Below are 25457 nucleotides of genomic sequence, written 5' to 3' on the forward strand. Positions count from 1 at the left end.
ACCATCAAAAAGGAAACACCCATGAGCAAGCTAAAAGTCGCTGTGATTATCGGTAGCACCCGCGAACAGCGTTTCTCGCCCGTATCGGCAGAATGGATTGCGAAGGTCGCTGCTGAACGTCCCGAATTCGACGTTGAAGTTCTTGATCTAGCCGATTATCCGATGGGCTTTTATGGCGATAGTGCCACGACAACTGCGCAGGCCGAAACTGCGGATAAGTGGAAGACCAAGCTTCGCGCGTTCGACGCTTATATCCTGACTGCTGCCGAATATAACCATGCGCCGACGGCAGTTCTGAAAAACGCCATCGATTATGGTGACTGGATTCAGAAGCCAATTGGCTTTGTCGGTCATGGCGGCGTTGGTGGTGCACGCGCGGTTGAACAGCTCCGTATGATTGCCGTTGAAATGTCCTCAATGTCGGTCAAGACCGGCGTTCATATCCTGTTCCCTGACTACCTCGCAGTTGTCAAAAAAGAGAACACGCTGGATGACTTCCCGCATCTCGCCGAAGCAGCAAAGAACATGCTCGATCAATTGGCATGGTGGGGCCATGCTTTGAAAGCCGCTCGCCTCGGATAATTATTTGGCGACAAGCCGGACTATCCCGGCTTGTCGCAATCCTGTTTCGCCCTATGATTATATGAAGTTAACTGAGATTGGATAATCATATGCGCAAAGAACTACCAATAGCGACAGCGCCGCAAGATGGCCGCAAAGTAACCGTGGTCTGGATCGATGACGACGATCAGCGCAATGAGTCGGTTGGTCAATATCGGTCGCTCGACAAGCTGAAGGCTGGCGGCGGCGATTGGGATGAAACTGACACCGGCTGGTGGATTTTCACCGATAGCAAAACACAGCAAAAAGTCGAGCCGACTGCGTGGATTTCGGAAACCGATGACGGTGATGACGACAGTGAAGATAACTAGGTTTTGATACGGTATGACGCTCAATAAAATTTGACTTTTATAATCATATTTTATCAAATGGTTACGTGATTTAGCGTTACCATGTGCGCATGGCGTAGCCCATAATCGCCCAATGCTGTTATTCTCGAATCGATAGGCGGGCGTTTGCTGCCTGAAACCATAGCCGGAGACTGAAAATGACTGCCACGCGTACCGAAACAGATACGTTCGGACCGATTGATGTTGCCTCGGATCGTTACTGGGGCGCACAGACACAGCGCTCTTTGCAGAACTTCAAAATTGGTGGCGAGCGTATGCCCCTGCCCCTCGTCCATGCATTGGGCGTTGTGAAGCGCGCGGCAGCTGAAACCAATATTGCGCTTGGCAAGCTTGATCCGGTTCTGGGACAGGTGATTGCCGTTGCAGCATCGGAAGTGATCGAAGGCAAGCTCGACGAGCATTTCCCGCTTGTTGTCTGGCAGACTGGCTCCGGCACGCAGTCGAACATGAACGCCAACGAGGTTATCTCAAACCGCGCGATTGAGCTTCTTGGCGGCGAACTTGGCTCGAAGAAGCCAGTCCATCCGAATGACCACGTCAATATGGCCCAGTCGTCTAACGACAGTTTCCCGACTGCAATCCATATTGCCACCGCGGTTGAAGCCGTTAACCGCCTCTATCCAGCGCTTGAGCACCTGACCAAAGCACTCAAAGTCAAAGAAGAAGCATTCAAGGACATCATCAAGATTGGCCGCACCCATACACAGGATGCGACGCCGGTCACACTCGGTCAGGAATTCTCCGGCTATCGCGCAGCACTCGAATATGCGCGCCATCGCATTGAACAGTCGCTCGCCGACGTCTTCCTGCTTGCGCAAGGCGGCACGGCTGTTGGCACCGGCCTCAATGCACCGAAGGGCTTTGATACTGGCTTTGCCGATGCCGTGAGCGAAATCACTGGCCTCAGCTTCAAAACCGCACCAAACAAGTTTGAGGCTCTCGCCAGCCATGGTGCACTCGCGAATTTCCACGGCAGCCTCAACGCGCTGGCGGCTGATCTCTTCAAGATCGCAAATGATATTCGTTTCCTTGGCTCTGGCCCGCGCTCGGGTCTCGGCGAACTCTCGCTGCCAGAAAATGAACCCGGTTCATCGATCATGCCCGGCAAGGTCAACCCGACACAGGCAGAAGCTTTGACAATGGTTGCCACACAGGTCTTCGGCAATCAGACAACTGTAACCGTTGCTGCAAGCCAAGGACATTTCGAGCTGAACGTGTTTAAGCCGGTCATTGCTTATAACGTGTTACAGTCGATCCGCATCTTAAGCGATGCCATGGTTTCTTTTGCCGATCACTGTGTCGAAGGCATTGAGGCTAATGAGGACCGCATCAAAGATCTTCTGGAACGCTCGCTGATGCTCGTCACCGCTCTGGCGCCAGCCATTGGCTACGACAATGCTGCCAAGATCGCAAAGACCGCGCACAAGAACGGCACGACCTTGCGTGAAGAAGCGCTAAACAGTGGCCACGTCTCTGAAGAAGATTATGAACGGCTTGTTCGCGCAGAGAAAATGATCGCTCCGGAATAACTGTTCACAAAAACCGAACAAACTGTCGAGGAATAGCTATCTTTCCTTGACAGTTTGAGGCATGTATTTGGTAGCTCACATTAATTTGGAGATACCCCCTGATGTCCTCGATTATTCCTCAGAGCAATGGCGTTGCCACACTCGTCGCACGCGTTTTCATTTCGATCCTGTTCATTCTCGCTGGCTTCGCCAAGCTGACAGCAATTTCCGGCACAGCCGGTTATTTTGCTGGCCTCGGCCTTCCAGCTCCAACCATCACCGCGATTGTTGTTGGTCTGATTGAATTTGTCGGCGGCCTCGCCATTCTCGTTGGTTTCCAGACACGCCTCGCTGCTGCAATCGTGGCTCTGTTCACCATCGGTGCAACGCTCGTTGCCCACATGAACTTCGCCGAAGGCATGAACGCTCTGATGGCACAGAAGAACCTCGCCATTGCTGGCGGTCTGATCCTTCTGACATTGCAGGGTGCGGGTTCAATCTCGATCGATGCAAAGCGCGGCTAAGTTTAGCCTCTCCACGCAAATTCAAAAAGCCGTGCCTCCTCAGCACGGCTTTTTTAGTATCTGCTTTATAAAGACACGCAACTGTTACTTATAACGCGCAGAGATTGCATCGCGTTATCTTGTAAGTTAATGCAACCGCCTATTTTAATTTTGGAAAGACATATCGTCCTCCCAGACGTGTCTCATAACTTAGTTTGTAGAGAAAAAATGGCCGTCTCCCCAACAACGAATGCTCAGCTTCGTGCTGACTCCCATTCGAGCAAGAATTACAGTTTTGCTCTCGCCAGCCTTACCATGCTCTTCTTCATGTGGGGCTTCATCACCTGTCTCAACGACATTCTGATCCCACATCTCAAAGGCGTCTTTCAGCTCAACTATTTCCAGTCGATGCTGATTCAGTTCTGCTTCTTCGGCGCTTACTTCATTGTATCGCTGCCTGCAGGCGCTCTGGTCAAACGCATTTCCTATAAATGGGGCATCGTAACCGGCCTGGTTGTAGCCGCCATTGGTTGCGCGCTGTTTATCCCGGCTGCATCCTATCGCGTTTACGAACTCTTCCTCGGCGCTCTATTTGTTCTGGCCTCCGGTGTCACCATTCTTCAGGTGGCAGCAAACCCATATGTCACCATTCTGGGTGCGCCAGAAACAGCAGCCAGCCGTTTGACACTGACACAGGCGTTCAATTCGCTCGGCACGACGGTTGCGCCTCTCTTCGGTGCGTTTCTGATCCTGTCGGCAGCGACCTCCGACGCAACAAGTGCCGCAGACGCAGACGCCGTGCAGTTTCCTTATCTGTTGCTTGCACTCGCCTTCGCAGTTCTCGCAGTGGTTTTTGCTATCCTGAAACTCCCTGATGTGCAGGAAGAAGAAACCGCCGTCATCACCAAAGAAGACGGTTCCGCATGGCAGTATCGCCATCTCGTGCTCGGCTCCATCGGTCTCTTCGTTTATGTTGGCGCTGAAGTCAGCGTCGGCAGCTTCCTTGTCAACTTCCTGAGCGATCCAAATGTCGCTGGCCTCGCTGAAGCTGAAGCCGCTCACTATGTGGCCTATTTCTGGGGTGGTGCCATGATTGGCCGCTTCATTGGTGCAGCGGCAATGCGCTATATCGATGACGGTAAGGCACTGGCGTTCAACGCAGCTATGGCAATCATCCTGCTGCTGATCACCGTCGCAACCACGGGTCACGTCGCCATGTGGTCAGTTCTGGCAATTGGTCTGTTCAACTCGATCATGTTCCCTACGATTTTCAGTCTGGCGCTGCATGGTCTTGGCAAGCACACCAGTCAGGGTTCGGGCATTCTGTGTCTGGCAATTGTTGGCGGCGCGATCATCCCGCTTATTCAAGGCGCTTTGGCTGATAGCGTTGGTATTCATCTGGCATTCCTGATGCCAATCATCTGCTACATCTACATTGCCTATTATGGCCTTGTCGGTAGCAAGCCTAAAAACTAACAATAAAAAAGCCGGTCTGAATTTCAGACCGGCTTTTTAAATTCAGCACTCGGTTATTAGCTCGCGAGGCCCTTGCGGATACGCGAAACGACCTCTGCAACTTTCGCATTGGCTTCGCTGCGACGGGCTGAAACCAGACAAGCCTGCGAACGCAGAATAATACCATCTTCAAGCACTTTGAGCTTGTTTGCAGTCAGCGTTGAGCCAGTCGATGTAATATCGACAATCATATCTGCCGAACCAGCTGCTGGTGCACCTTCGGTAGCACCCAGACTTTCAACGATGCGATAGACCTGAATACCGTGCTTCTGCGAGAAGAACTGCTGCGTCAGACGCCAGTATTTGGTGGCAATGCGCAGACGACGACCATGACGTTGGCGGAAATCCGCAGCAACATCATCAAGGTCGGCCATCGTCGTCACATCGCGCCAGACTTCAGGCACAGCAACCACAACGTCGGCATGGCCAAAGCCAAGCTCTGCCTCAATCGCCACGCGCTCATCCGCATGGGCGAGCGTTTCGCGAACAAGATCTTCACCCGTCACGCCCAGATCAACGCTGCCATAGCCAAGCTCGCGCGCGATTTCCGACGCCGACAAAAACAGAATGTCGAGATCATTTTCGCCTTCAACCCGCGCACGATAATTGCGCGAATCCTCCGGCAGAATGACCTTGTATCCGGCCTTTTCCAGCACAGCGAGCGTCTGCTCTTTCAGCCGTCCTTTGGATGGAAGTGCGAGCGTTACAGTCATGATTGTTCTCCGCTCAGCGCCTCAAGCCGGTCGAGCCAGATGGAAAAGCCTACGCCCGGAATATTTTCGGATGCACCGAGCATGGTCAGCAACCGATCATAACGACCGCCACCGGCCAACACCTTATCCTTGTCGCCTCCCGCCTGACGGATTTCATAAACGAGGCCCGTATAATAATCGAGCGGACGTCCGAAAGACGCATCGTAGACAATGTCTTCGGCATGAATACCAGCGGCGATAATCGCATCGGTGCGCGCTTCAAATTTTTGCAGAACAGCACTGAGATCAAGCGCATTATCAGCAGCAAAAGCCCGTAGCGTAATGCTTGCCGTTTCAAGCGAAACGCGGATCGAAAGGAAACGCTTCAACACATCCAGCGCAGATGAAGGGAAACGGGCAGCAGCCAGATCTTCCTTCTCGATCAGACGACGGGCGATTTCCGCAGGTGTGCGTCCGGCGCCCGGCGACATACCAGCTTCAAGCATTTCTGCTTCCAGCATACGCGCCAGCCCTGCCTCGTCGCCCTGCGCCACAAGTCCAGCCAGATTTTCCGGCAACGGGTCGCTGCGCTGTTCGCCAGTCAGCTCGGCAAAAGCTGCTTCCATCGTATGTTCATCGCCAAAAGCACGCAGCAGCTTCTTGCGCCATCCTTGCGGAAGACCCAAAGCTTTGAGCATCCCTGCAAAAACAGACTGATCGCCCAACACGATTTCAAGCTTGGCATTGGGCGCTGCGGCATGAACACAGGCCAACGCATCAGCAATCGAACGCGCGTCCGATGCCGCTTCGTCGGTTGCACCCAAATCCTCGATACCTGCCTGAAGAAACTCGGCCGCGCCATCGCGACGCTGTCGGAACACTTCACCGAGATAGGCATAACGCTTCGGTGTTGCAGCATTCAGCGCAATGTGATTGCGGCAGACCGGAATAGTAAATTCCGGACGCAGGCAAAGGCTGTCGCCATTTTCATTTTCGGTGAGAAAGATACGGCGGCGCAAATCTTCGCCCGCCATATCCAGAAACGGATCGGCAGGTTGGATCAGCGGAATATCGACAAGCTCAGCTTCGCTGGCACCAAGCTGCCCGCGAAGTGTCGTGAAGACTAAAGATGTGCGTTGACCTGCCATGTTATCCGTCACTTCGCCTGCTGTGCGCGATCGCGAGCTTGCGCTTCAAGGATTTCGCGCACTGCCGCAACGATACCCTCTTCCTTGACCGTGACCTGCGCCGGGCGGCTTTCGCGCCAGGTGGCATTGTCTTCGATCTCGGCAGAAATGCGCTTGCCTTCGATCAGATCCTTGATCTGAACTTCGCCAGCTTCACGCTCCTGCGAACCCTGAATGATGACGCATGGCGCATCACGACGATCCGCATACTTCATCTGCGCCTTCATGCCGGAACCGCCGACATACATTTCAGCGCGGATACCAGCCTGACGCAATTGAGAAACCATCTTCTGATAGCCACCAAGGCTCTGCGCATCCTTGTCCATGACCAGCACGACAACTGGGCCAACCACATCGGACACATCAAGCTTGCCGAGGTTTTTCAGCGCTGTCATCAGGCGCGAAACACCGATAGAGAAACCCGTTGCCGGGACTGGCTCGCCACGGAAGCGCGACACCAGACCGTCATAACGACCGCCACCGCCAACCGAGCCGAACACAACCTTCTGGCCATCTTCGTTGGTGACATCAAACAGAAGTTCGGCTTCAAACACCGGACCGGTGTAATATTCGAGACCACGCACGACTGAAGGATCGATCTTCACGCGACCTTCATAACCGCCAGCGTCAAACAGAGCTTCCATATCGGCAAGCTCTTTCACGCCTTCTTCGCCCTTGGCGTTGCCAGCAACAACAGCCTGCAGATTGGCAATGGTTTCAGCACCGGTTGCACCACCCGCAGCGGTGAAGGCCAGAACCTTTTCCACGGCTGCATCGGACAGTTCAGCGCCCTTGGTGAAATCGCCGCTTTCGTCAAGACGGCCTTTGCCAAGCAAAAGACGAACGCCTTCAGCGCCAAACTTGTCGAGCTTATCGATGGCACGCAGAACATTGAGGCGCTTGCCAGCATTCGCATCGCCATCAAGGCCGATCGCTTCAAGCACGCCATCAAGAACCTTGCGGTTATTGACGCGGATCACATAATCGCCACGCGCAATGCCGAGGCGCTCAACCGTGTCGGCCATCATCATGCACATTTCAGCATCAGCCGAGACGTTTGGCGCGCCAACAGTGTCGGCATCGAACTGCATGAACTGACGGAAACGGCCCGGACCCGGCTTTTCATTGCGGAAAACCCAGCCATTGCGATAGCTGCGATAAGGCTTTGGCAGGCTTTCGTAGTTTTCAGCCACGAACCGCGCCAGCGGCGCTGTCAGATCGTAGCGCAGCGACAGCCACTGCTCGTCGTCATCCTGAAACGAGAACACACCTTCATTCGGACGATCCTGATCGGGCAGGAACTTTCCGAGTGCATCGGTATATTCAATAAGCGGCGTTTCCACCGGCTCAAAACCATAAAGGTCGTAAACTTCGCGGATGGTCGCGGTCATCTTTTCGGTGGCGCGCAGATCATCCGGCACCCGATCGACAAACCCGCGTGGCAACCGTGCCTTCATCTTGTCCGCTTTGTCGGCCATTTTTCCCGCCTGATCACTGATTTTGTTCATATTACGCCAGAAAAAACCGGCAAATTCATTGCCGGTTTCCTAACGCATCAAACGGGGTGCGGCAAGTGCAGGAAGAGTTTTAAAAAGACGCGCTTAACGCGTGGCTATCGCAACCGCAGCGCCCGCCATCATCCCGGCACTTGTCCGATTGGCAATTCTCATAGCACGCGGGCTGCGCAGAAAACGGCGCGCCTGTGCTGCAAGCACCACCCAAGCACTATCGACTGCAGCCAGAACCGCAAACATCACCAACAGCAATTCGAGCCAACCGACAACCGAAACATGCGTAATATCGATGACGGTCGGCAAGATCGCTATGTAAAACACCATGATTTTTGGATTGCCGAGCGTTACAGCCAGCGCACTGAAAAACAGCTTTCTTGCTTCGCCATAGCTCGGAATTGCGCTTTCATCTGCTGTTGTTTCAACAGGTGCAATCCACATTTTCCATGCAAGATAGATTAGATATGCGACGCCCAGATATTTAAGCACAAGGAAAACAGTGTGGAAGCTGTTAGCAATTGCCGACAGGCCCCATACAGCCAGTGAGAGCCAGATAGCATCGCCAAGCCAAAGGCCAAACATGAATGGAAACACGCCCTTGTGGCCACGGCTGATAACCCGCGCAACCAAAGCGCCAACATTCGGACCCGGCGTGCCTGCCGCAACAACCAGAATACCGGCAAAAACCACAAGCGATGTCAGATCCATTTTTTTCTCCTGTCGCGGCTTTCTGCCAGAAAAATAATGTAAACGCAATCAATGCTTAAGGGCGTTCAAACGACGTTCTTAGGTCTTCAATATGCGCGCGACAATGACAGCCTTCGATATGGTCATTCACCAGTCCCATGGCCTGCATAAACGCATAAACTGTTGTTGGCCCAACAAAAGACCAGCCGCGCTTTTTAAGATCTTTTGAAATACGCGTTGAAGTCGCAGTTGTAGGATTGGCAATCAGGGTAGGATAATCAACCACGGCAGGGCGTTCATCCGCCCCCGGTTCAAACGACCAGAAATAGGCGGCAAGCGAGCCTTTTTCTTTCACCAGCTCAATGGCGCGATTTGCATTGTTGATGGTGGAGACAATCTTACCGCGATGACGCACAATACCCTTGTCACCAAGCAGACGTTCGATATCCCTATCATCGTAGAGTGCAATGCGATTGAAATCGAAGCCATCAAAGGCTGCCCTAAAATTCTCGCGCTTGCGCAGGATCGTCAGCCACGACAGGCCGGACTGGAAACCTTCAAGGCAGATTTTCTCAAACAAACGACGATCATCAGTAACGGGCACACCCCATTCATTATCATGATAGGCGATATAATCAGGCAATTCCCCCGGCCAGAAACAGCGCATTTTTCCGTCTGCATTGACGATCAAGCCAGTCTTTTCCTGCACTGTATCGCTCATGTCTGCCCCCTGAACTTTCATCAACTCTTAATCATGTCGCGCAACCTTGCGCTAACCACAACTATATTTTGAAGCCATCTGTCGAACCAGGCGGCTCAAAATTTACCTTTATGATTCCATTGCACGGCACAATAGCCTGATGAATTTCGGGTTCGTACTCCTGACAGCACATGTCAGGGATATGAAGGGCAACAGCGTCAGCGCGAATGCAAGGCGCAGAATAGACGGATTTGGCTTATGAAACCACGTCATCTGCTTTTAATCGGATCAATTGCGGCAATCACCGTTTCCATCGTCACGACCAGCATGGCTTTTGCCAATGATCGTTATGCAACCAAGCCGCCGGTTCGGGTCGATAATGAAACATCGCAGCGCTGGCTCGCGCAACTCGGCGGCCCTGCTGTGCGCGTGTTACCGAACGCCGAACCTGCACAACCTCAGAAACGTACCATTGTTAAAAAGAAGCAGCCGTCTGAAGCACGCATTCAGAATGTGAGCCAGCAGCGCCCTGCCGCCAATCCGGCAAAGGTTGTGCGCAAGAAGCAACAACTAGACCCGATGTTCCTGCCGCAGGTTGTCTCCTATTCCGGTGGCGAAAAGCCCGGAACTCTTGTCATCGATACCGGCAAACGCTTCCTTTATCTCGTCGAAGGCAATGGTCAGGCGCGTCGGTATGGTATTGGCGTTGGCAAACAGGGTTTTGGCTGGAAAGGCACGCAAAAAGTAAGCCGCAAGGCCGAATGGCCGACATGGACGCCACCCAAAACGATGATCGAGCGCGAACGCAAAAAGGGCCGTATTCTGCCAGCGCAAATGAAGGGCGGAGTAAACAATCCACTTGGTGCACGCGCACTTTATCTTGGCTCCACACTTTACCGCATTCATGGCACCAATCAGCCTTGGACCATCGGCAAAGCCATGTCTTCTGGTTGTTTCCGCATGCGTAACGAAGATGTGAGCGATCTTTATGGTCGCGTTCCTGTTGGCACACGCGTCGTCGTTCGATAATTAAAACCCTTGATGGATCGCAAATTCAGGCCGTTGTCGCATAAAGTGACAACGGCCTTTTTGTCATCGAATTGAAATTTTTGGCGTTTTTATAGGAAAAGCGTCCGCCTTAAGGCACAAAGGCAGACGAAAGGTCTTTCACTTTTCATGCGAACACCCATATGCTGTGCAAGCAAAATGAAGAGTATATATGTAAGAGGGAAGGACTGAACATGACCGTACCGGCGGTAAAACTGAACGACGGCAATCATATCCCGCAGCTCGGTTACGGTGTCTGGCAGGTTGGCAATGACGAGGCTGTCACGGCTGTCAGCGAAGCGCTGAAAGTAGGCTACCGACACATTGATACTGCAGCCATTTATGGCAATGAAGAAGGCACCGGCAAGGCAATCAACGAATCCGGCATTGCCCGCAGCGATATTTATTTGACGACAAAGCTCTGGAATAAAGAACAGGGTTATGAGTCAACGCTCAAGGCTTTTGACGCCAGTCTCAAAAAACTCGGCACGGATTATGTTGACCTTTATCTGATCCATTGGCCGCTGCCATCCAAAGACCTGTTCATGGACACATGGCGCGCTTTCATCAAGATTAAAGAAGAAGGCCGGGCAAAATCCATCGGCGTGTCGAATTTCCAGACTGCTGATCTTGAGCGTGTTCTCAAGGAAAGCGATGTTGTTCCGGTTATCAACCAGATCGAACTTCATCCGCAATTCCAGCAGGATGAGTTGCGCCTTTTCCACAGCAAGCATGACATTGCGACGGAAGCCTGGAGCCCACTCGGCCAAGGGACCATTCTGGAAAACCCGACGCTGAAAACGATTGCTGAAAAGCACGGCAAATCAGTCGCTCAGGTTATCCTGCGCTGGCATATCGAAACCGGCAACATCGTTATTCCAAAGTCGGTTACACCAGCGCGCATCAAGGAAAACTTCGAAGTTTTCGACTTCAGCCTTAATGGCACCGACCATGATGCAATCACCAAGCTGGACAAAACAGACGGCCGCATCGGACCGAACCCTGCGACATTCTCCGTGGTTTAATGGCACAATAAAGCCCGCCAAATGGCGGGCTTTTTTCATCGCAGCAGCTTCAAACTACCCGTTAACGAGCGCACCCATTTCGATGGGCCTGCAATTCCCAGCCCATCAATTACCTCGGTCGCAAGTTCCTTTTCAGGAAAAGCCGCTTCATATTCTGCATAAACATGCAGCGAACGCGCAAAGGCTGGGAAGGCCACAACAGCCTGTCGCTCTTCAAAGCCTGCCGCTTTTAATGCGATTGCCCGGATAGTTTCCGCATCAGCCTGAAGGATTGGCACTGGGCGATCCGAGCTGATGTCGATTGCGATGCCCGTTTTATCGACCAGCTGTCGGGCGGCAATGAAGGGCAGCTTTGCACCCAGCCCAATGGAAATCGCGCCAACTGTATTGGCGAGCAGTCCCAGAGGCAGTTCTGGATTAACAATAATGGCGAGGCGTAAATCTTCGTGCATAACGGCTCCTGAAACAGAAATCTCTCACCGAGGAATACACCGCATCATCAGGTCAATCCTGCCTATCTGTCCTGTCTTACATAGATTTATGGTAGAACTTACCAGAAATAGTCGATTCTGAGGTAAGTTTACATGAGCACACTTGATACATCTGACATCAGAATTCTCGAATCCTTGCAGGATGACGGTCGCCTCACAAATCAGGCCCTCGCTGATCAGGTCGGCATGTCAACTTCTCCAAGCTGGCGCAAAGTTCGCAAACTGGAGGAAGACGGCGTGATACAGGGTTATCGCGCCACGCTTGATCGCAAGGCAATTGGGCTTGGCGTGCTGGCATTTGTCCGCATCAAAATCGATAGTCACAGCGAAGCCGAAGCCGAGCAATTTGCGGCTGAGCTGATGAGCCTTGATGAAGTCATCACCTGTTACAGTATTGCCGGTGACGCCGACTTTCTGCTGCAAGTCGTATCGCACGATCTCGATACCTATGCCGATTTTGCAATGTCCACGCTACGCCGGCTGCCCCGCATCAAGGAAATGCAGACGACTTTCGTGCTGAAGGAAACGAAAAGCTTCAAGGGCTTTCCGCTCAAACATGCCCGGTCAGTGAAGGCTGGAACCTGAAAGCGCAACGGGCTTTGGCCCGCCATAGGCCCAGTCCAGCAATTCAATCGTATGCACAATCGGCAGCTTACTGCCTGTTGCAATCTGCGTCATACAACCAATATTGCCGGTCGCAATCAGTTCGGCTCCGGTCGCCTCAATATTCCTTACCTTGCGATCGCGAAGTTTGGTCGCGATTTCCGGCTGCATAATATTGTAAGTGCCCGCGGAACCGCAGCAGAGATGCCCTTCCAATGGCTCTTTCACCGTGAAACCCGCTTTTGAAAGCAAGTCTTTCGGTTGACGCAGAATCTTCTGGCCATGCTGCATGGAGCAAGCCGAATGATAGGCAACGGTCAGCACCTTCGGCTCTTTGGGTTGCGGCAGTTCGATTGTCGTCAGATATTCGGTAATATCCTTAGCGAGCGATGATACAAGCGCAGCTTTATCCTTATAGGCCGGGTCGAGCCGCAGCATGTAACCGTAATCCTTGATCGTCGTTCCGCAGCCAGACGCTGTCACGATAATCGCATCGAGACCGCCCGTCTCAATCTCCCGCATCCAGACATCGACATTGTGCCGGGCCTGATCGAGCGCCTGTTCTTCGCGCCCCATGTGGTGAACCAGTGAACCACAGCAGCCTTCATCCTTTGGTGCAACCACTTCACTCCCAAACCGATTGAGCAATCTCAGTGTCGCGGCATTGATGCCGGGGTTAAGCACAGGTTGCGCGCAGCCATTCAGGATTGCAACACGCCCGCGCTTTTCTCCCTTGGCCATACTGATTTGGATAGGATGAGCTTTGGCCGGGAGGTTTTGTGGCGCGAGTTCGAGCATGGCTGCGATAGGCTTCAGGCTCGCGTTTTTCCGCATAAGCGGAGCAAATGGTCGCCCGAGTTTGGCGAGCTTGAGTGCCATCCGAAACCGGCCCGGATAGGGCAGAACCTGCGCCAGCATCCCGCGCAGAAAGCGGTTCATAAATGGACGCTTATAGGTCTTTTCGATATGCGCACGCGCATGATCGACCAGATGCATATAATTGACGCCCGATGGACAGGTCGTCATGCAGGAAAGGCACGATAGACAGCGATCAACGTGGCGCACGACTTCTTCATCCGCCGGACGTCCGTTTTCGAGCATATCCTTGATCAGATAAATGCGTCCGCGTGGGCTATCGAGTTCATTACCAAGCGTCACATAGGTCGGACAGGTCGCCGTGCAGAAGCCGCAATGCACGCATTTACGCAGGATTTTATCTGCTTCGTTAACACCCGGATCGAGCAATTGTTCGGGGCTGAAATGGGTCTGCATGGCTCACGCTCCCGCCTGCTCAGGATACATACGTCCCGGATTAAGAATGTTCTCCGGATCAAACTGATGTTTCAGCCTCTGTGAAAGTGCTGCAAGCGCTGTCGGTTGCGGCTCAAATACGTCCGTATTGGCTCGCACAAATTCCGGTGCGCGTATCAGCGTTGCATGGCCGCCGCCATATTTGGCGATCAGCTTCCGCAGCGTGCCTGCTTCCGGCTCTGCTTCCATCCGCATCCAGATCAAACCGCCCTGCCAATCATAATAGGCATCGACGCCTGCATAGCGGCGAAACTCATCAATCATACGCCAGCCTTGCAACGGCGCCATTGAGACACGCCAGACTGCACGCGTATCACCAGCCTGCGCATAGGGCAGCACATCGCGAACTTCTGTCCAGAGCTGTGTCGATTGAGGCTCATCAATTACCTCGATTGCCCCCGCCCCACTTAATAGAGCCTGTAATTGCCTGCTTCGATGTGCGACGGACGGCGCAAAGCCTTCCAGCCTCAGAATGGTTGCGGCTTCCCAGCCAAGCTTGCCATCGAGAAAACGATTGACGACAGTGGGCGGCAAATGAGCGCTTGATGCCACTTCCTCGCGCGATCCCATCGCCATAGCCATGACGCGAGCAGCCTGCTCGTCATCCAGCCCGCGAACAGCAAGCGTCACAGAAGTCTCAGGCTTGGGCAGAACCTTGAATGTAACTTCGGTTGCCACGCCCAGCGTACCCCAGGAATTGGCCATGCCCTTGGAAAGATCGTAACCGGTGACATTCTTGACGACACGCCCACCGGATTTAAACAATTCCCCACGGCCTGAAACCACCCGCACGCCCAGGATATGATCGCGCGCAGCGCCCGCCTTCAACCGACGCGGCCCCGACAGATTTGCAGCCAACACACCGCCAATTGTGCCGCGACCTGCTTCACCGTCAAGCAGCGGACCATAATCCATCGGTTCAAAATGAAAGCATTGGTGGCTTGCCGCCAGCAGTTTTTCAATTTCGGCAACAGGTGTGCCCGCCTTTGCTGACAGCACCAGTTCATCCGGCTCATAAAGCGTTATGCCTGAAAGCTGCGACACATCCAGAACATGCCCGGCCTGCACCGGGCGACCTATCCCACGCTTTGAGCCGTTGCCGATAATCTCCAGCGGCGTTGACGTGCCAAGTGCCCACTGGACCGCTTCGACGACACCAGCTTCATCATGAGGTCTTAGAATATTCACATCAGTCATTTTCATAACCACAGATCAGAAACGCGGAAGGTCGGGGAAGGCCAGCTCGCCGCGATGCACATGCATACGACCAAGCTCGGCACAGCGGCGCAATTGCGGAAAGACCTTGCCGGGATTGAGCAGGTGCTTCGCATCAAACGCACATTTCACACGCATCTGCTGGTCGAGATCGATTTCGTTGAACATCTCCGGCATGAGATCGCGCTTTTCGATACCCACGCCATGCTCGCCCGTCAGCACGCCGCCAACCTTCACGCAAAGACGTAAGATGTCGGCGCCGAAATCTTCAGCAGCCTCCAACTCGCCGGGAATATTTGCATCATAGAGGATGAGCGGATGCAGATTGCCATCACCTGCATGAAACACATTGGCGACCCGAAGCCCATATTTTTCGGATAACTCGCGCATTCCGGACAAAACGCGCGGCAATTCTTTGCGTGGAATGGTCCCATCCATGCAAAGATAGTCCGGCGAAATACGCCCCACCGCTGGGAAAGCCGCTTTACGACCCGCCCAGAAAGCCAGTCGCTGTTCTTCCGACTGCGACAGGATGCAGGTGGTCGAGCCATTTTTAAGCGCAATGCTCTCGACCGCTCCGATCAAATGGTCGACTTCAATCGGCGGGCCATCGAGTTCCACGATCAACAGCGCCTCCACATCAAGCGGATAGCCAACACGGACAAAATCTTCTGCTGCAAGGATCGCGGGACGGTCCATCATTTCCATTCCACCCGGAATAATCCCTGCGCCGATAATATCGGCTACGCATTGCCCCGCCTGCTCACTTGATGGAAAGCCGACCATGACAGCACGCGCGGTTTCAGGCTTTTGCAGAATACGCACGGTGATTTCCGTCACCACCCCAAGCAAACCTTCCGAGCCGGTCATCAGCCCAAGAAGATCATAACCTTCGCTGTCAAGATGCTTGCCACCAAGGCGCAAGACTTCGCCAGTGATCAGCACCATTTCAATGCCAAGCACGTTGTTGGCGGTGAGGCCATATTTCAGGCAATGCACGCCACCAGCATTCTCCGCAACATTGCCGCCTATCGAGCAGGCAATCTGCGAGGATGGATCAGGCGCATAGTAAAAGCCCTCATGCTCAACAGCTTTGGTAATGCCGAGATTCGTTACTCCCGGCTGAACCACTGCAACGCGATTGGGATAATCAATTTCGAGAATACGATTGAAACGCGACATGCCGAGAAGCACAGCATCGACCAGCGGCATCGAGCCACCGGACAGCGATGTGCCAGCTCCGCGCGGCACCACGCGAATGCCATTGTCATGACAATAGCGCAGCACCTCTGAGACTTGTTCGACGGTTTCCGGCAGAACAACGACCAGCGGTAGAGAACGATGTGCTGTCAGCCCATCGCTTTCAAACACACGCATCGCATTAACAGTATCGACAACGCCCTCACCCGGCACGATATTGCGCAAATCGGCAACGATGCTAGTCCGTCTTTGCAAGACGGCCGCATCCGGCTCTGGCATGATCAATCCGCTCATATGCTCCTCCGCCTCCCAGCGACTTCACATAACTGGTAAACTAATTTTACCAATCATGCCTATGGCGAAACAGTTTTAACGCTGCGGCATAATCGCCTTGCGATTTCTGCAAAGCCTCGGCTAGATGAGCGCATGCGTATATCTGCCGGGGAGCATTTGAAACTAACATGATGAGCAGTCTGGCCGATATGGAGATTTTCGCGCGTGTTGTCGCAACCGGCAGCATGTCAGCTGCGGCACGCGATCTTGGGCTATCACCGGCTGTCGTTTCCAAACGTCTCGGCAGACTTGAAGAGCGCCTCGGCACCCGCCTTCTCCAGCGCACAACACGGCAGATTGCGCTTACAGAAGCAGGACAAGGCTATCACGAGCGCGTGCTGGCCATTCTCGGCAACATCGAAGAAGCGGAAGCCTTTGTCGCCCGCCGGTCAGCCGATGCGCGTGGGACACTGAAAATTTCAGCCCCCACCACCTTCGGGCGTATGCATATCGCGCCTTATCTGGTGCCATTCATGCGCGCCAATTCTGACCTCACCGTCAATATGCAGCTTTCGGATGAGATGGTGGATATTGTTGGCGACGGTTATGACCTTGCAATCCGCATTGGCGAACTCTCCGACTCAACGCTTGTCGCCCGCCGTCTCGCACCCGTGCGTCGAATTCTTGTGGCCTCCCCCGCTTATATTGCTGAACGCGGCACACCGCAGACAATCGAAGACCTCTCCGAACACATTTGTCTTGCGCCGCACAACAATGATCCTTGGCGACTAGAAGGCCCGAAAGGCCCGATCACCATTCGTCCGGTCGGCCCCCTTCAAACCAATTCGAGCGAGCTGGTGCGCGAAGCCGTGCTTGCAGGTCTTGGCATTGCGCAACGCTCAACTTGGGATGTCGGGCCGGATCTCGCCGCTGGAAAGTTGGTGCAGGTATTGCCTGACTATGCAGCGTCCCGAAATGTCGCCGTTCATGCAGTCTATCCATCAAAGCAGTTTTTGCCCGCCAAGGTCAGACTTTTCATCGACTATCTGGCCGATCTTTATGGTCCTGTTCCTTACTGGGAAAGTGGCAGCGCTCCACAAGGCATGTCTAAATAATAGACGGAGCGGACACGATTGCGTATGAACGCCGTCGAGCTCGAATACCAATGCGCTAAGATGCTATCGCATCACGCATTGAAAAAGTTCAATCGCCACTCAGGCTAACCAAAGCCCGATGAGTTTCACTCAACGGCCTTTAGTATAGGGCACCAGCCAAAACTGCTGCCAAAGAAAATTAAGGAATGAAAATGAACACAGCTCCCCGCCTTATTCTCGCAATCGTCACCGCTGTTATCGTTGGCTGCGGCTTCATGTTTTACGACAAGTCGCGCGGCGCTGAATGGGTTGTCTCCCCACATCAGATCGAACAGGCAAAAGCTGAAGGAAAAACAGGCTTCGAAAGCCGTCCGGGTACTGTCACCGTGCTTCCAATCCGCAGCGAAACCGCCGATGTACTGCCTTTCAAATGGGCGATGTTTGGCCTTGTCGCCGGCATCGTTGTTTTCGTGAGAACCCGCAAGCGTAAGACGGCCTGATAAGATATTTCAACGTTTCCAAACCCCGGATGCATCGCTTCCGGGGTTTTTGTTTATGCGTTTCAGAGACCCGTTGCCGTAACCTCCGCTTGGGGCTAGTTTGCGACCATGACCGAACCAGTGTTTTCCCGCATTCTCGCAAGCCGTACGGCAGATGATGTTGTGCATCAGATTGAGAGCCTGATCCTCGAAGGCGTTCTGCGCGGCGGCGATAAGCTTCCGGGTGAGCGCGATCTTGCGCTGCAGCTCGATATTTCCCGCCCGATCCTGCGTGATGCGCTGAAAAGACTGGAAAATGCTGGCCTTCTCACATCCCGTCATGGTGGCGGAACTTTTGTGGCCGATGTCATCGGACAGGTTTTCAGTCCGCCAGTGGTGAAGCTTTTTGCTGAACACCGAAAAGCCACGACTGATTATCTCGAATATCGTCGTGAGATCGAAAGCATTGCCGCTGAATATGCGGCGCTGCGCGCAACCTCTGCCGATAAAGCATTACTCGCTGAAATCATGACGGCGATGGAAGATGCGAACAGCGCCAATGATCTTGATAAGGGTGCGCAACTCGATGTTGAGTTTCATAATGCCATCGGGGAAGCTGCACACAACATCGTTCTGCTGCACACATTGCGCTCCTGCTATCAGCTTTTGAAAGACGGCGTTTTCTACAATCGAAGTCTGATTTACAGCTATCCCGGCGTGGCTGACATGCTGCTGTCACAGCATCGCGCCATTTACGACGCGGTGATTGCGGGCAACCCGCAAGCGGCACGCGAAGCGGTGCAAAAACATATCCGCTTTGTCGAACAGGCAACCAACGACCGCGAACTCAACGACGAGCGTGAACGCGTGTCGCGATTGCGCTATCGGCAGCGGGCTGGAAAAGACGTGAAAGAGAGCGGCGATTCATGAGTGGCATTACCCTAAAGGACGCAAAAGGCCCGGAAGGTATCCGGCTTTACGCCATTGGCGATGTGCATGGTCGCCTTGATCTTTTGCAGGATATGCATGGGCTGATCCGCGCCGATATTGACCGTCATCCCACGCATGATTGGCGCATTATTCACTTAGGCGATTACATCGACCGGGGACCGGATTCCAAAGGCGTGCTGGATTTTCTGATCCATGCTTCAACGCATGATCCGCGCATTCTTTCACTAATCGGCAATCATGATGATGGATTTCTGCATTATCTTGCGACCGGCGATACAAATGGCATTTTTGCATTGCATGGCGGCAGTGACACTGCCCGTTCCTACGGTGTGGCGGTCGATTACACCGACCCTGCATCGGCAAAAGCCGCATACCCGCTCTTGCTGGACGCAATTCCGCAAGCGCATATTGACTATGTCCGCTCAATGCCCTCTTCGGTAAGTTTTGGAGATTTCTTCTTCTGCCACGCGGGCGTTAACCCGGTGGTGCCGCTTGATGAGCAGGATCGTGATGACCTGATGTGGATCAGAACACTATTTCTGAAATGGACCGACCCATTAGATAAGGTGATCATCCACGGCCATACACCGCAGCGCGTCGTTGATGTTCAGCCCAACCGGGTCAATCTAGACACATATGCATGGAAAAACGGAAAGCTGTCGGCCATCGTCATCGATGGCCCGGAAAAGCGCTTTCTTGAAGCGACTGGCCCAGCCGCCAATCCGATTATTTAACGCGCGCTTGAAATGCCGTAGCCGTCGGTCGAGGTCATGCTGTTGCCAGCATCGACGGTAAAAATGCCAACTGCCATGAACACGATCGCAGAAACCATCAGAACTGTGAGAAGTGCAGCATGCTTAGCGGTCATAATCGAAAACTCTTTGGACAGGTTACCGGACAGTCGGAGACCGAGCTTTCGTAATGGGCAAGGTTTGCACCTTGTCCGACCATTTGCCACCCGGAACGTGGCCTCAGTTACACCTGAAAAAAGTTACTCGCAACTAAACGTCGGCATTACAATTGTTGCTTTCAGACTGAAAATCCCAAATGGTTTTCACCTGTGGCAAACTCGCAACGAATTGTCAGATCAGACCGACCCATGCCCGCGCGAGAGCAGCCCCTGCCCGGTCAGCAGCAACACCTGACAGTTGTATGTTTCTCGGAAGTTCAGCCGCCCATTGAGAATCGAAACCGGCAATCATCTCACTAAGAAAAGCACTCCATTCCGAGACCAGCTTGGTGTCAGCCTCGAAGTGAAACTGGGTGCCGTAGGTCGCACGCCCGATCCTATAAGCCTGATTGACCGTCATATCACTGGTTGCCATATGAACCGCCCCATCAGGCAGCGAAAACGTATCACGATGCCAGTGGAAAATAGGGAACGCCGCGCCTGCTGCCGAAAGAACCGGATCTGCGGCACCCTGCTCTGTGAGCCGAACCTCATGCCAGCCAAATTCCATCGGGCGGTTGAGAATATTCTCGCCACCATAAGCGCGCGCGATAAGCTGGCTACCAAGACAAATGCCTAAAACCGCCTTATCGTGGTCGCCAAATTCTCGGATCAGATTAAGCAAATTTGGAAAGTATGGAAACTCATCATCAGCAAGTGCGTTCTGGTCGCCACCCAGCACGATAAGAGCCTTGTGATTGCTATCGTCTTCAGGGAGCGTTTGGCCGTTATAGGCGTGTATGAGATCGATTGCGTATCCCGCTTCAATCAGGATTGGCTCAATCTGGCCAAGACCTGAGTCCGGATAATTTTGGATGACCAACACACGCATGGCTCAAGCCCCCATTTTTCATGAACAATCGCTAACATGAAAAAAGCCCGGACAATAGCCGGGCTTTGTTTTCAATTGACGCACTTTTATTCAACGACAGACACGCTGACCGTGCGGCCAGCTACAAGATGCACGCCTGCTGGGATATCTTCCAGTTTCACACGCACCGGAACGCGCTGCGCCAAACGCACCCAGTTGAAGGTCGGTGAAACATTGGCAAGCAGGCTTGTAGAATCGGTGCGTTCACGATCCTCGATGCCACCAGCAATACCTTCAACCTTGCCTTTGAGCTGTACCTTGCTGCCCATCACATCGATGATGACTGGGTCGCCAATCTTGATGCGTTCAAGCTTGTTTTCCTCAAAATAGCCGGAGACATAAAATGAGTCCGTATCGACCAGCGCCGTCACCGCGGAACCGGCAGTTACGTAGTCGCCGGGCTGGAGCGAGAAGTTGGTGATGACACCATTCACCGGCGCTTTCACAGAAGAACGATCCAGATTGAGTGATGCCAGATCGCGGTCGAGTTCAGCCTGACGATATGTGGCTTCGGCCTGCATTGTCGTGGTTTCTATCTGCTCCATCTTCTGCTGGGTAACAGTCGTATCATTGAGCTTGCGATAGCGTGTGAGGTCACGATTGGCCATATCAAGCGCTGCCTTGCTGCTGGCGAGTTTTGCATCTGCCTGCTGAAGAGCCAGCTTGTAACGTGCCTGATCAATACGGAAAATCACATCGCCCTTTTTGACGTCCTGATTGTCATGCACCAGAACCTCGGTAACGAGCCCCGACACATCAGGCGCAAGACGCACCACGTCAGCGCGGATTTTACCGTCACGCGTCCATGGCGCATTCATATAATAATCCCAGAGATGCCAGCCGAGAAGCCCTGCCATTGTGACCATGACGAGGGTTAGGAAGACCCGGCCGGAATGTGCAAAAAGCTTCTTCATAGTGGTATTCCGTTCAAGATAACGGCGCTTACGCCGAGAATGCAAAAATACATGGCGGCATCAAACAAAGGCCTGTGCCACACAAAACGATAAAAGCGCACACGCGCGAGCAGGCGCTGCATCAGCGAGTTTGCGAAATAGGCGCCCAATGCCAGAACCGCGAGGCTCGGCAGATAAATTCCATAGATATCGAATTCTGGTCTCATAACTCTTATTCCATTCGTCCAGTTCGTCTCAGGCGGCCTGCGGCAGTTCGAGTTGCGATTGTGGTGGCAACTCAAAAGGCGGCGCCTTCGGAAACAGGTTAAAACGCAAGCCAACCAGCGCTATGCGCGGTCTTTTCGATATGGCTGGCGATCCATTCTCAATAATTGCGCTGATCGCATCATCAATGGCCACAAGCAGCCGCGCATCGATTTCCTGACGCACACTTTCGCCTGCTTCACGCGACAGCGCTTTATAATGCGCACCAACACCATCAAGCACACGATCCACTGCCTCACGCAGCGGTTCTGGCATCTTTGCGCGATACTGCTGCAAGTCGATGGTGTTCATGCCGTTTCGCAGATCACGCAGCAAATCGACCTTGGCAATGTCTGCGGCTGGTATCAGTGCAAGGCGAGGTGTCATCATGCCAATACGATCGATCATTTTCAGCAGCAGACGGTTCATCCGCTGACGACGATGACGTCCGGGCTGACGTTCTGTTGCCAGCACAATATCGTTCCAGCCCGTTCTGACCAGACGACGTACACTCCATTCGGCACCCACCGAACGAACTATCGAGGTCACGACAGCGGCAATCACAATCCCAAGAACCGTTGCCAGATTGGCATTGGCAAAACTGACAAAGTCATGGGTGAGATGCCCCTGCAACATCAGCATGTTCGGCAAGTTCACACAAAGAACCATGCCCAGCAGAAACTGTGATGGAATTGCCAAAAGCAGGCCAGCAGGGATCAAAAACAGGCCCAGCACCAGCACGAGCGGCAAGAATCCATCGACCAGCGGCAACAGCGCAAATTCAAAAATGAAGGCTGCAACAATCACGATCAGAAGCAGCCAGCTAAACTTGCGCATAACCGGAACCGGATCATCCATCGCTGCAAAAATACAGCAGAAGATGCCAGCCATCATGGCTGCCGCACTGCCCTGCGACCAGCCTGTCGCAATCCAGAAAGCGGTTGCGATACAAGTTGCGAGCAGTGCCGAAAAGCCTGACAGGAAAGCCATGCCATAATCTCTGTGCTGCGGGCGACCTTTAAGATGAGCATCATAACGACGCCAGCGCAGCGAATGCCGTGAGCCAGAAACAATATCCTGACGCAAGGTGATACAGTCGCTCCAGATCTGCACAAGATCACGAACACGGGCTGCCAGATTGAACGGCAGCAATTCGTCCCAGCTATCAGCGTTTTTGCCATGCTGTTCAATTTCTTCGACATAGCCAAGCAGGACTGCACGGCGCTGTTCGGTCAGGTTTTCTCCACTTTCAAGCCAATCACAAGCCTCGTCCAGAAGCTTCTGAACTGCAGGATGCCAAGGCTTTTGACCTTCGCCGGGTTTAAGCACGAGCACATCATGCAAGCTCGAGACGATGGGCAAAAGGGCAACCATGCGCTGCTGCATGACATGCAGGAGCGTTCCCACATTGCGGATAGACGATGTATCGTAAGCAACATGCGTTGTGAGATTGCGCAGTTCGAGCGCATCGGCTGCAAGCCGCTGACGGTCACGCAGAAATTCAGGACTGTCGCCCTCTCCACGCAATGTGGCAACCGCAAGCTTGGAACCATCACGCAGCCAATTATCAATGCGCGCCACGAGAACCGGGCCGCTATGGCGTGGAAAGACCAGACGATTGACCACCGCAGCACAGATGATGCCGATAGCGATTTCCTCAACGCGTCCCAGCGCATAATTGAATGTTGTTTCAGGCGCTGAAACGACAGCAAAACTTGCAATCGCAACCGTATAGCCAGCCAGCATGAAGAGATAGCTGCGGGGCGTGCCATCCAGCAAACTGATTGCCAGACAAAGCCCCATCCACAAGCCTATGGCCAGTGTCAAAATCTCAGGCGAATTGACCAGATGCGGCACAAACAGGATCGTGACCGCACCACCAATGATCGTGCCGATCAGTCGGTAAAAACCCTTTGACGTTGTCGCACCCGAAAGCGGATGCGCCACGATGTAAACAGCAGCCACCGACCAATAAGGATTGGGCAAATCTGCTATCAGGGCGATCCACAATGCAAGCATAGCGGCCGCAAAGGTCTTCAGCGAGAAGACCACGTCCCAAAATCGTGGCAATGTTTCAGCGGGCTTAATCATTTTCTTTACGGCTACAGTTGTTGAAGCGTGTTCTGCTCAGGAAGGCTGGTTCTGAAACTTTTCATGAAGTTTGCGCAGCACATCCATCGCGATATCGACGGCTTCCGGATCGAGATCACCCAGAAAGGCTGTGCGCAATCGCGCCGCAGTCTTTTCGACTTTCTGCGCAAGTGCGCGGCCCTCATCGGTGAGCTGAATGAGCTTCACCCGGCGGTCTGAGTCGTCTGCGATGCGGCGGATCAGGTTTTCTTTTTCCAGATCATCCACCACGCGAACAATCGTTGCGCCTTCAATGCCAACTCGTTCAGCCAGCACACCCTGCGGAATGCAGTCGCCATGCCGTAGAAGGGTCATGAGCGGAATGGCTTTTGCATCCGAAAGACTGTGCTCTGCCATTGCCGCGTCAAAAGCTTTACGCCATCCACGCGAATTGGCTGAGAGCAGTGGTGCAAATTCGACCCAGGCCTGTTTCATGATTTAAGTTCCATTCAAATAGATAGGTTCATATCTATATGGATACAATTTAGTTTATTTCAACTGGTTTTTATTGGTATCAATTAAACGTGTAACGTCACCCCTGATGCACCAGTCGCGACCAAAAGGCTTGACCATTGGCCCCGCCCTCTGTCATCGATGCGGAATGCGCGCAAATTATAAAATGCAACGAATTCATATTGAAGCCGACCTTGCTACGGGGGCAAGCGTCGAAGCTCCAACCCAGGCCGCCCATTATCTGACGCATGTGATGCGATTGAAGGAAGGCGACGAAGTTCTGGTCTTTAACGGGCAGGACGGCGAATGGAAAGCAAGGCTTCGGCCAGAAGGCAAGAAGCGGCTTTTTCTCGAAGCAATTGAACAAACTCGCCCGCAGCCAGAAGCTTGTGATCTGATCTATTGCTTTGCTCCGCTCAAACAAGGCCGACTTGATTATATGGTGCAGAAGGCCGTTGAAATGGGTGCAGGCGTGCTGCAACCCGTGGTCACCCAGCATACACAAGTGCCCAAGCTTGGAACGGACCGCATTAAAGCAAATGCGATTGAAGCCGCGGAACAATGCGGCGTGCTGGCAATCCCAGAATGTCGCGATGCTTTGCGCTTTGACCGCTTTCTGGAACAATGGGACCAGTCGCGTCGCCTTATCTTCTGCGATGAAGGCCATGAGACCGATGATCCACTGACTGTTCTGAGCAACCTGAAACCCGGCCCTTATGCTGTGCTCATTGGGCCAGAAGGCGGCTTTTCGGAAAGCGAGCGCCAGCAATTGCGCAGCCTGCCTTTTGTGACCGCCATTCCGCTTGGACCACGCATTCTGCGCGCTGATACCGCAGCGGTTGCTGCACTGACGCTTGTTCAAGCCGTGTTGGGCGACTGGAAAGCACCAGCATGAATTCAAGAAAATTCAATCATCAATGAAATTGACTTGCGC

The 25457-nt window shown here is 53.3% G+C and carries 28 protein-coding genes; 13 read left to right on the plus strand and 15 right to left on the minus strand.

The features are described from left to right. The first annotated feature begins 21 nt into the window (after positions 1 to 21). The 5 genes from J2782_RS20640 (at position 22) to J2782_RS20660 (ending at position 4458) form a co-directional block, all read left to right on the plus strand. The gene (locus J2782_RS20640; protein ID WP_310015906.1) at positions 22 to 582 is read left to right on the plus strand and encodes an NADPH-dependent FMN reductase; all 561 of its coding nucleotides are present in this window, start codon (positions 22 to 24) and stop codon (positions 580 to 582) included. Positions 583 to 671: 89 nt separating this feature from the next. Continuing rightward, a complete protein-coding gene (locus J2782_RS20645) occupies positions 672 to 932 on the plus strand; it encodes a hypothetical protein (RefSeq protein ID WP_310015908.1) in 261 nt (86 codons plus the stop codon). Positions 933 to 1108: 176 nt separating this feature from the next. Next, on the plus strand, positions 1109 to 2500 hold the full coding sequence (gene fumC / locus J2782_RS20650) for a class II fumarate hydratase (RefSeq protein ID WP_310015910.1): 1392 nt from the start codon (positions 1109 to 1111) through the stop codon (positions 2498 to 2500). Between the two features lie 101 nt (positions 2501 to 2601). Then, positions 2602 to 3003 (plus strand): DoxX family protein, encoded by a 402-nt coding sequence (locus J2782_RS20655; protein ID WP_310015912.1) that lies wholly within the window; start codon positions 2602 to 2604, stop codon positions 3001 to 3003. 207 nt (positions 3004 to 3210) lie between these two features. After that, a complete protein-coding gene (locus J2782_RS20660) occupies positions 3211 to 4458 on the plus strand; it encodes a sugar MFS transporter (RefSeq protein ID WP_310015914.1) in 1248 nt (415 codons plus the stop codon). A gap of 56 nt (positions 4459 to 4514) precedes the next feature. Here J2782_RS20660 and hisG read toward each other — a convergent pair whose 3' ends face one another. The 5 genes from hisG to J2782_RS20685 form a co-directional block, all read right to left on the minus strand. Further along, positions 4515 to 5210 (minus strand): ATP phosphoribosyltransferase, encoded by a 696-nt coding sequence (gene hisG, locus J2782_RS20665; RefSeq protein ID WP_310015915.1) that lies wholly within the window; start codon positions 5208 to 5210, stop codon positions 4515 to 4517. Next, entirely contained in the window at positions 5207 to 6337 is a 1131-nt protein-coding gene (locus J2782_RS20670; protein ID WP_310015916.1) for an ATP phosphoribosyltransferase regulatory subunit, read from the minus strand. Before J2782_RS20670 ends, hisG begins: the two co-directional genes overlap by 4 nt. 8 nt (positions 6338 to 6345) lie before the next feature. After that, positions 6346 to 7854, minus strand: coding sequence for a histidine--tRNA ligase (hisS, locus tag J2782_RS20675; protein WP_310015918.1), 1509 nt, complete (start codon positions 7852 to 7854; stop codon positions 6346 to 6348). A gap of 123 nt (positions 7855 to 7977) precedes the next feature. Beyond that, positions 7978 to 8595: a LysE family translocator gene (locus J2782_RS20680; RefSeq protein WP_310015919.1), complete on the minus strand. Its 618-nt coding sequence runs from the start codon at positions 8593 to 8595 to the stop codon at positions 7978 to 7980. A 55-nt stretch (positions 8596 to 8650) separates the two neighbouring features. Next, entirely contained in the window at positions 8651 to 9295 is a 645-nt protein-coding gene (locus J2782_RS20685) for a DNA-3-methyladenine glycosylase I (RefSeq protein ID WP_310015920.1), read from the minus strand. 237 nt (positions 9296 to 9532) lie between these two features. Here J2782_RS20685 and J2782_RS20690 point away from each other — a divergent pair, with 237 nt between their 5' ends. Both J2782_RS20690 and J2782_RS20695 read left to right on the plus strand, forming a co-directional pair. Next, positions 9533 to 10303 carry a L,D-transpeptidase gene (locus J2782_RS20690; protein WP_310015921.1) on the plus strand — a complete coding sequence of 257 codons (771 nt, stop codon included), beginning with the start codon at positions 9533 to 9535 and terminating at the stop codon, positions 10301 to 10303. Positions 10304 to 10515: 212 nt separating this feature from the next. Beyond that, positions 10516 to 11346 carry an aldo/keto reductase gene (locus tag J2782_RS20695; RefSeq protein ID WP_094509858.1) on the plus strand — a complete coding sequence of 277 codons (831 nt, stop codon included), beginning with the start codon at positions 10516 to 10518 and terminating at the stop codon, positions 11344 to 11346. Positions 11347 to 11381: 35 nt separating this feature from the next. Here J2782_RS20695 and J2782_RS20700 read toward each other — a convergent pair whose 3' ends face one another. Next, positions 11382 to 11798 (minus strand): DUF2000 domain-containing protein, encoded by a 417-nt coding sequence (locus J2782_RS20700; protein WP_310015922.1) that lies wholly within the window; start codon positions 11796 to 11798, stop codon positions 11382 to 11384. Positions 11799 to 11930: 132 nt separating this feature from the next. On the opposite strand from J2782_RS20700, the gene J2782_RS20705 reads away from it, so the two are divergent. Continuing rightward, positions 11931 to 12422, plus strand: coding sequence for an Lrp/AsnC family transcriptional regulator (locus tag J2782_RS20705; RefSeq protein WP_310015923.1), 492 nt, complete (start codon positions 11931 to 11933; stop codon positions 12420 to 12422). On the opposite strand, the gene glcF is transcribed toward J2782_RS20705, so the two are convergent. The 3 genes from glcF to J2782_RS20720 are packed head-to-tail and all read right to left on the minus strand — an operon-like array spanning position 12402 to position 16460. Beyond that, positions 12402 to 13712 (minus strand): glycolate oxidase subunit GlcF, encoded by a 1311-nt coding sequence (gene glcF / locus J2782_RS20710; protein WP_310015924.1) that lies wholly within the window; start codon positions 13710 to 13712, stop codon positions 12402 to 12404. The genes J2782_RS20705 and glcF overlap by 21 nt on opposite strands. 3 nt (positions 13713 to 13715) lie before the next feature. Then, on the minus strand, positions 13716 to 14948 hold the full coding sequence (gene glcE, locus J2782_RS20715) for a glycolate oxidase subunit GlcE (protein WP_310015925.1): 1233 nt from the start codon (positions 14946 to 14948) through the stop codon (positions 13716 to 13718). 15 nt (positions 14949 to 14963) lie between these two features. Further along, entirely contained in the window at positions 14964 to 16460 is a 1497-nt protein-coding gene (locus J2782_RS20720) for an FAD-linked oxidase C-terminal domain-containing protein (protein ID WP_310015926.1), read from the minus strand. Between the two features lie 167 nt (positions 16461 to 16627). On the opposite strand from J2782_RS20720, the gene J2782_RS20725 reads away from it, so the two are divergent. The 4 genes from J2782_RS20725 (at position 16628) to J2782_RS20740 (ending at position 19697) form a co-directional block, all read left to right on the plus strand. Next, positions 16628 to 17554, plus strand: a complete 927-nt coding sequence (locus J2782_RS20725) for a LysR family transcriptional regulator (protein ID WP_310015927.1) — start codon at positions 16628 to 16630, stop codon at positions 17552 to 17554. 191 nt (positions 17555 to 17745) lie between these two features. Further along, positions 17746 to 18033 carry a hypothetical protein gene (locus J2782_RS20730; protein ID WP_310015929.1) on the plus strand — a complete coding sequence of 96 codons (288 nt, stop codon included), beginning with the start codon at positions 17746 to 17748 and terminating at the stop codon, positions 18031 to 18033. Positions 18034 to 18141: 108 nt separating this feature from the next. Further along, on the plus strand, positions 18142 to 18942 hold the full coding sequence (locus J2782_RS20735; RefSeq protein ID WP_310015930.1) for an FCD domain-containing protein: 801 nt from the start codon (positions 18142 to 18144) through the stop codon (positions 18940 to 18942). Then, on the plus strand, positions 18939 to 19697 hold the full coding sequence (locus J2782_RS20740; RefSeq protein ID WP_310015932.1) for a metallophosphoesterase: 759 nt from the start codon (positions 18939 to 18941) through the stop codon (positions 19695 to 19697). Before J2782_RS20735 ends, J2782_RS20740 begins: the two co-directional genes overlap by 4 nt. Here J2782_RS20740 and J2782_RS20745 read toward each other — a convergent pair. The 6 genes from J2782_RS20745 to J2782_RS20770 form a co-directional block, all read right to left on the minus strand. After that, entirely contained in the window at positions 19694 to 19831 is a 138-nt protein-coding gene (locus J2782_RS20745; protein ID WP_250043203.1) for a hypothetical protein, read from the minus strand. The two genes, J2782_RS20740 and J2782_RS20745, sit on opposite strands and share 4 nt — an antisense overlap. Positions 19832 to 20045: 214 nt before the next feature. After that, a complete protein-coding gene (locus J2782_RS20750; RefSeq protein WP_310015934.1) occupies positions 20046 to 20744 on the minus strand; it encodes a type 1 glutamine amidotransferase in 699 nt (232 codons plus the stop codon). Between the two features lie 86 nt (positions 20745 to 20830). After that, positions 20831 to 21697 carry an HlyD family secretion protein gene (locus J2782_RS20755; RefSeq protein WP_310015936.1) on the minus strand — a complete coding sequence of 289 codons (867 nt, stop codon included), beginning with the start codon at positions 21695 to 21697 and terminating at the stop codon, positions 20831 to 20833. Then, positions 21694 to 21903 carry a DUF1656 domain-containing protein gene (locus J2782_RS20760; protein ID WP_250043196.1) on the minus strand — a complete coding sequence of 70 codons (210 nt, stop codon included), beginning with the start codon at positions 21901 to 21903 and terminating at the stop codon, positions 21694 to 21696. Before J2782_RS20760 ends, J2782_RS20755 begins: the two co-directional genes overlap by 4 nt. Positions 21904 to 21931: 28 nt before the next feature. Continuing rightward, positions 21932 to 24031: an FUSC family protein gene (locus J2782_RS20765; protein ID WP_310015939.1), complete on the minus strand. Its 2100-nt coding sequence runs from the start codon at positions 24029 to 24031 to the stop codon at positions 21932 to 21934. 36 nt (positions 24032 to 24067) lie between these two features. Beyond that, the gene (locus J2782_RS20770; RefSeq protein ID WP_310015941.1) at positions 24068 to 24505 is read right to left on the minus strand and encodes a MarR family winged helix-turn-helix transcriptional regulator; all 438 of its coding nucleotides are present in this window, start codon (positions 24503 to 24505) and stop codon (positions 24068 to 24070) included. 166 nt (positions 24506 to 24671) lie between these two features. Here J2782_RS20770 and J2782_RS20775 point away from each other — a divergent pair, with 166 nt between their 5' ends. Continuing rightward, positions 24672 to 25418: a 16S rRNA (uracil(1498)-N(3))-methyltransferase gene (locus tag J2782_RS20775; protein ID WP_404989693.1), complete on the plus strand. Its 747-nt coding sequence runs from the start codon at positions 24672 to 24674 to the stop codon at positions 25416 to 25418. Positions 25419 to 25457 lie beyond the last annotated feature (39 nt).

The organism is Brucella pseudogrignonensis, assembly GCF_031454375.1.
GTDB classification, from domain to species: Bacteria; Pseudomonadota; Alphaproteobacteria; order Rhizobiales; family Rhizobiaceae; genus Brucella; species Brucella pseudogrignonensis_A.

Bases quoted from the DNA above. Each gene is read 5' to 3' on its own strand.
- J2782_RS20640 (WP_310015906.1), top strand. From the start codon at position 22: ATGAGCAAGCTAAAAGTCGCTGTGATTATCGGTAGCACCCGCGAACAG.
- J2782_RS20645 (WP_310015908.1), top strand. From the start codon at position 672: ATGCGCAAAGAACTACCAATAGCGACAGCGCCGCAAGATGGCCGCAAA.
- fumC (WP_310015910.1), top strand. From the start codon at position 1,109: ATGACTGCCACGCGTACCGAAACAGATACGTTCGGACCGATTGATGTT.
- J2782_RS20655 (WP_310015912.1), top strand. From the start codon at position 2,602: ATGTCCTCGATTATTCCTCAGAGCAATGGCGTTGCCACACTCGTCGCA.
- J2782_RS20660 (WP_310015914.1), top strand. From the start codon at position 3,211: ATGGCCGTCTCCCCAACAACGAATGCTCAGCTTCGTGCTGACTCCCAT.
- hisG (WP_310015915.1), bottom strand. From the start codon at position 5,210: ATGACTGTAACGCTCGCACTTCCATCCAAAGGACGGCTGAAAGAGCAG.
- J2782_RS20670 (WP_310015916.1), bottom strand. From the start codon at position 6,337: ATGGCAGGTCAACGCACATCTTTAGTCTTCACGACACTTCGCGGGCAG.
- hisS (WP_310015918.1), bottom strand. From the start codon at position 7,854: ATGGCCGACAAAGCGGACAAGATGAAGGCACGGTTGCCACGCGGGTTT.
- J2782_RS20680 (WP_310015919.1), bottom strand. From the start codon at position 8,595: ATGGATCTGACATCGCTTGTGGTTTTTGCCGGTATTCTGGTTGTTGCG.
- J2782_RS20685 (WP_310015920.1), bottom strand. From the start codon at position 9,295: ATGAGCGATACAGTGCAGGAAAAGACTGGCTTGATCGTCAATGCAGAC.
- J2782_RS20690 (WP_310015921.1), top strand. From the start codon at position 9,533: ATGAAACCACGTCATCTGCTTTTAATCGGATCAATTGCGGCAATCACC.
- J2782_RS20695 (WP_094509858.1), top strand. From the start codon at position 10,516: ATGACCGTACCGGCGGTAAAACTGAACGACGGCAATCATATCCCGCAG.
- J2782_RS20700 (WP_310015922.1), bottom strand. From the start codon at position 11,798: ATGCACGAAGATTTACGCCTCGCCATTATTGTTAATCCAGAACTGCCT.
- J2782_RS20705 (WP_310015923.1), top strand. From the start codon at position 11,931: ATGAGCACACTTGATACATCTGACATCAGAATTCTCGAATCCTTGCAG.
- glcF (WP_310015924.1), bottom strand. From the start codon at position 13,712: ATGCAGACCCATTTCAGCCCCGAACAATTGCTCGATCCGGGTGTTAAC.
- glcE (WP_310015925.1), bottom strand. From the start codon at position 14,948: ATGACTGATGTGAATATTCTAAGACCTCATGATGAAGCTGGTGTCGTC.
- J2782_RS20720 (WP_310015926.1), bottom strand. From the start codon at position 16,460: ATGAGCGGATTGATCATGCCAGAGCCGGATGCGGCCGTCTTGCAAAGA.
- J2782_RS20725 (WP_310015927.1), top strand. From the start codon at position 16,628: ATGATGAGCAGTCTGGCCGATATGGAGATTTTCGCGCGTGTTGTCGCA.
- J2782_RS20730 (WP_310015929.1), top strand. From the start codon at position 17,746: ATGAACACAGCTCCCCGCCTTATTCTCGCAATCGTCACCGCTGTTATC.
- J2782_RS20735 (WP_310015930.1), top strand. From the start codon at position 18,142: ATGACCGAACCAGTGTTTTCCCGCATTCTCGCAAGCCGTACGGCAGAT.
- J2782_RS20740 (WP_310015932.1), top strand. From the start codon at position 18,939: ATGAGTGGCATTACCCTAAAGGACGCAAAAGGCCCGGAAGGTATCCGG.
- J2782_RS20745 (WP_250043203.1), bottom strand. From the start codon at position 19,831: ATGACCGCTAAGCATGCTGCACTTCTCACAGTTCTGATGGTTTCTGCG.
- J2782_RS20750 (WP_310015934.1), bottom strand. From the start codon at position 20,744: ATGCGTGTGTTGGTCATCCAAAATTATCCGGACTCAGGTCTTGGCCAG.
- J2782_RS20755 (WP_310015936.1), bottom strand. From the start codon at position 21,697: ATGAAGAAGCTTTTTGCACATTCCGGCCGGGTCTTCCTAACCCTCGTC.
- J2782_RS20760 (WP_250043196.1), bottom strand. From the start codon at position 21,903: ATGAGACCAGAATTCGATATCTATGGAATTTATCTGCCGAGCCTCGCG.
- J2782_RS20765 (WP_310015939.1), bottom strand. From the start codon at position 24,031: ATGATTAAGCCCGCTGAAACATTGCCACGATTTTGGGACGTGGTCTTC.
- J2782_RS20770 (WP_310015941.1), bottom strand. From the start codon at position 24,505: ATGAAACAGGCCTGGGTCGAATTTGCACCACTGCTCTCAGCCAATTCG.
- J2782_RS20775 (WP_404989693.1), top strand. From the start codon at position 24,672: ATGCGCGCAAATTATAAAATGCAACGAATTCATATTGAAGCCGACCTT.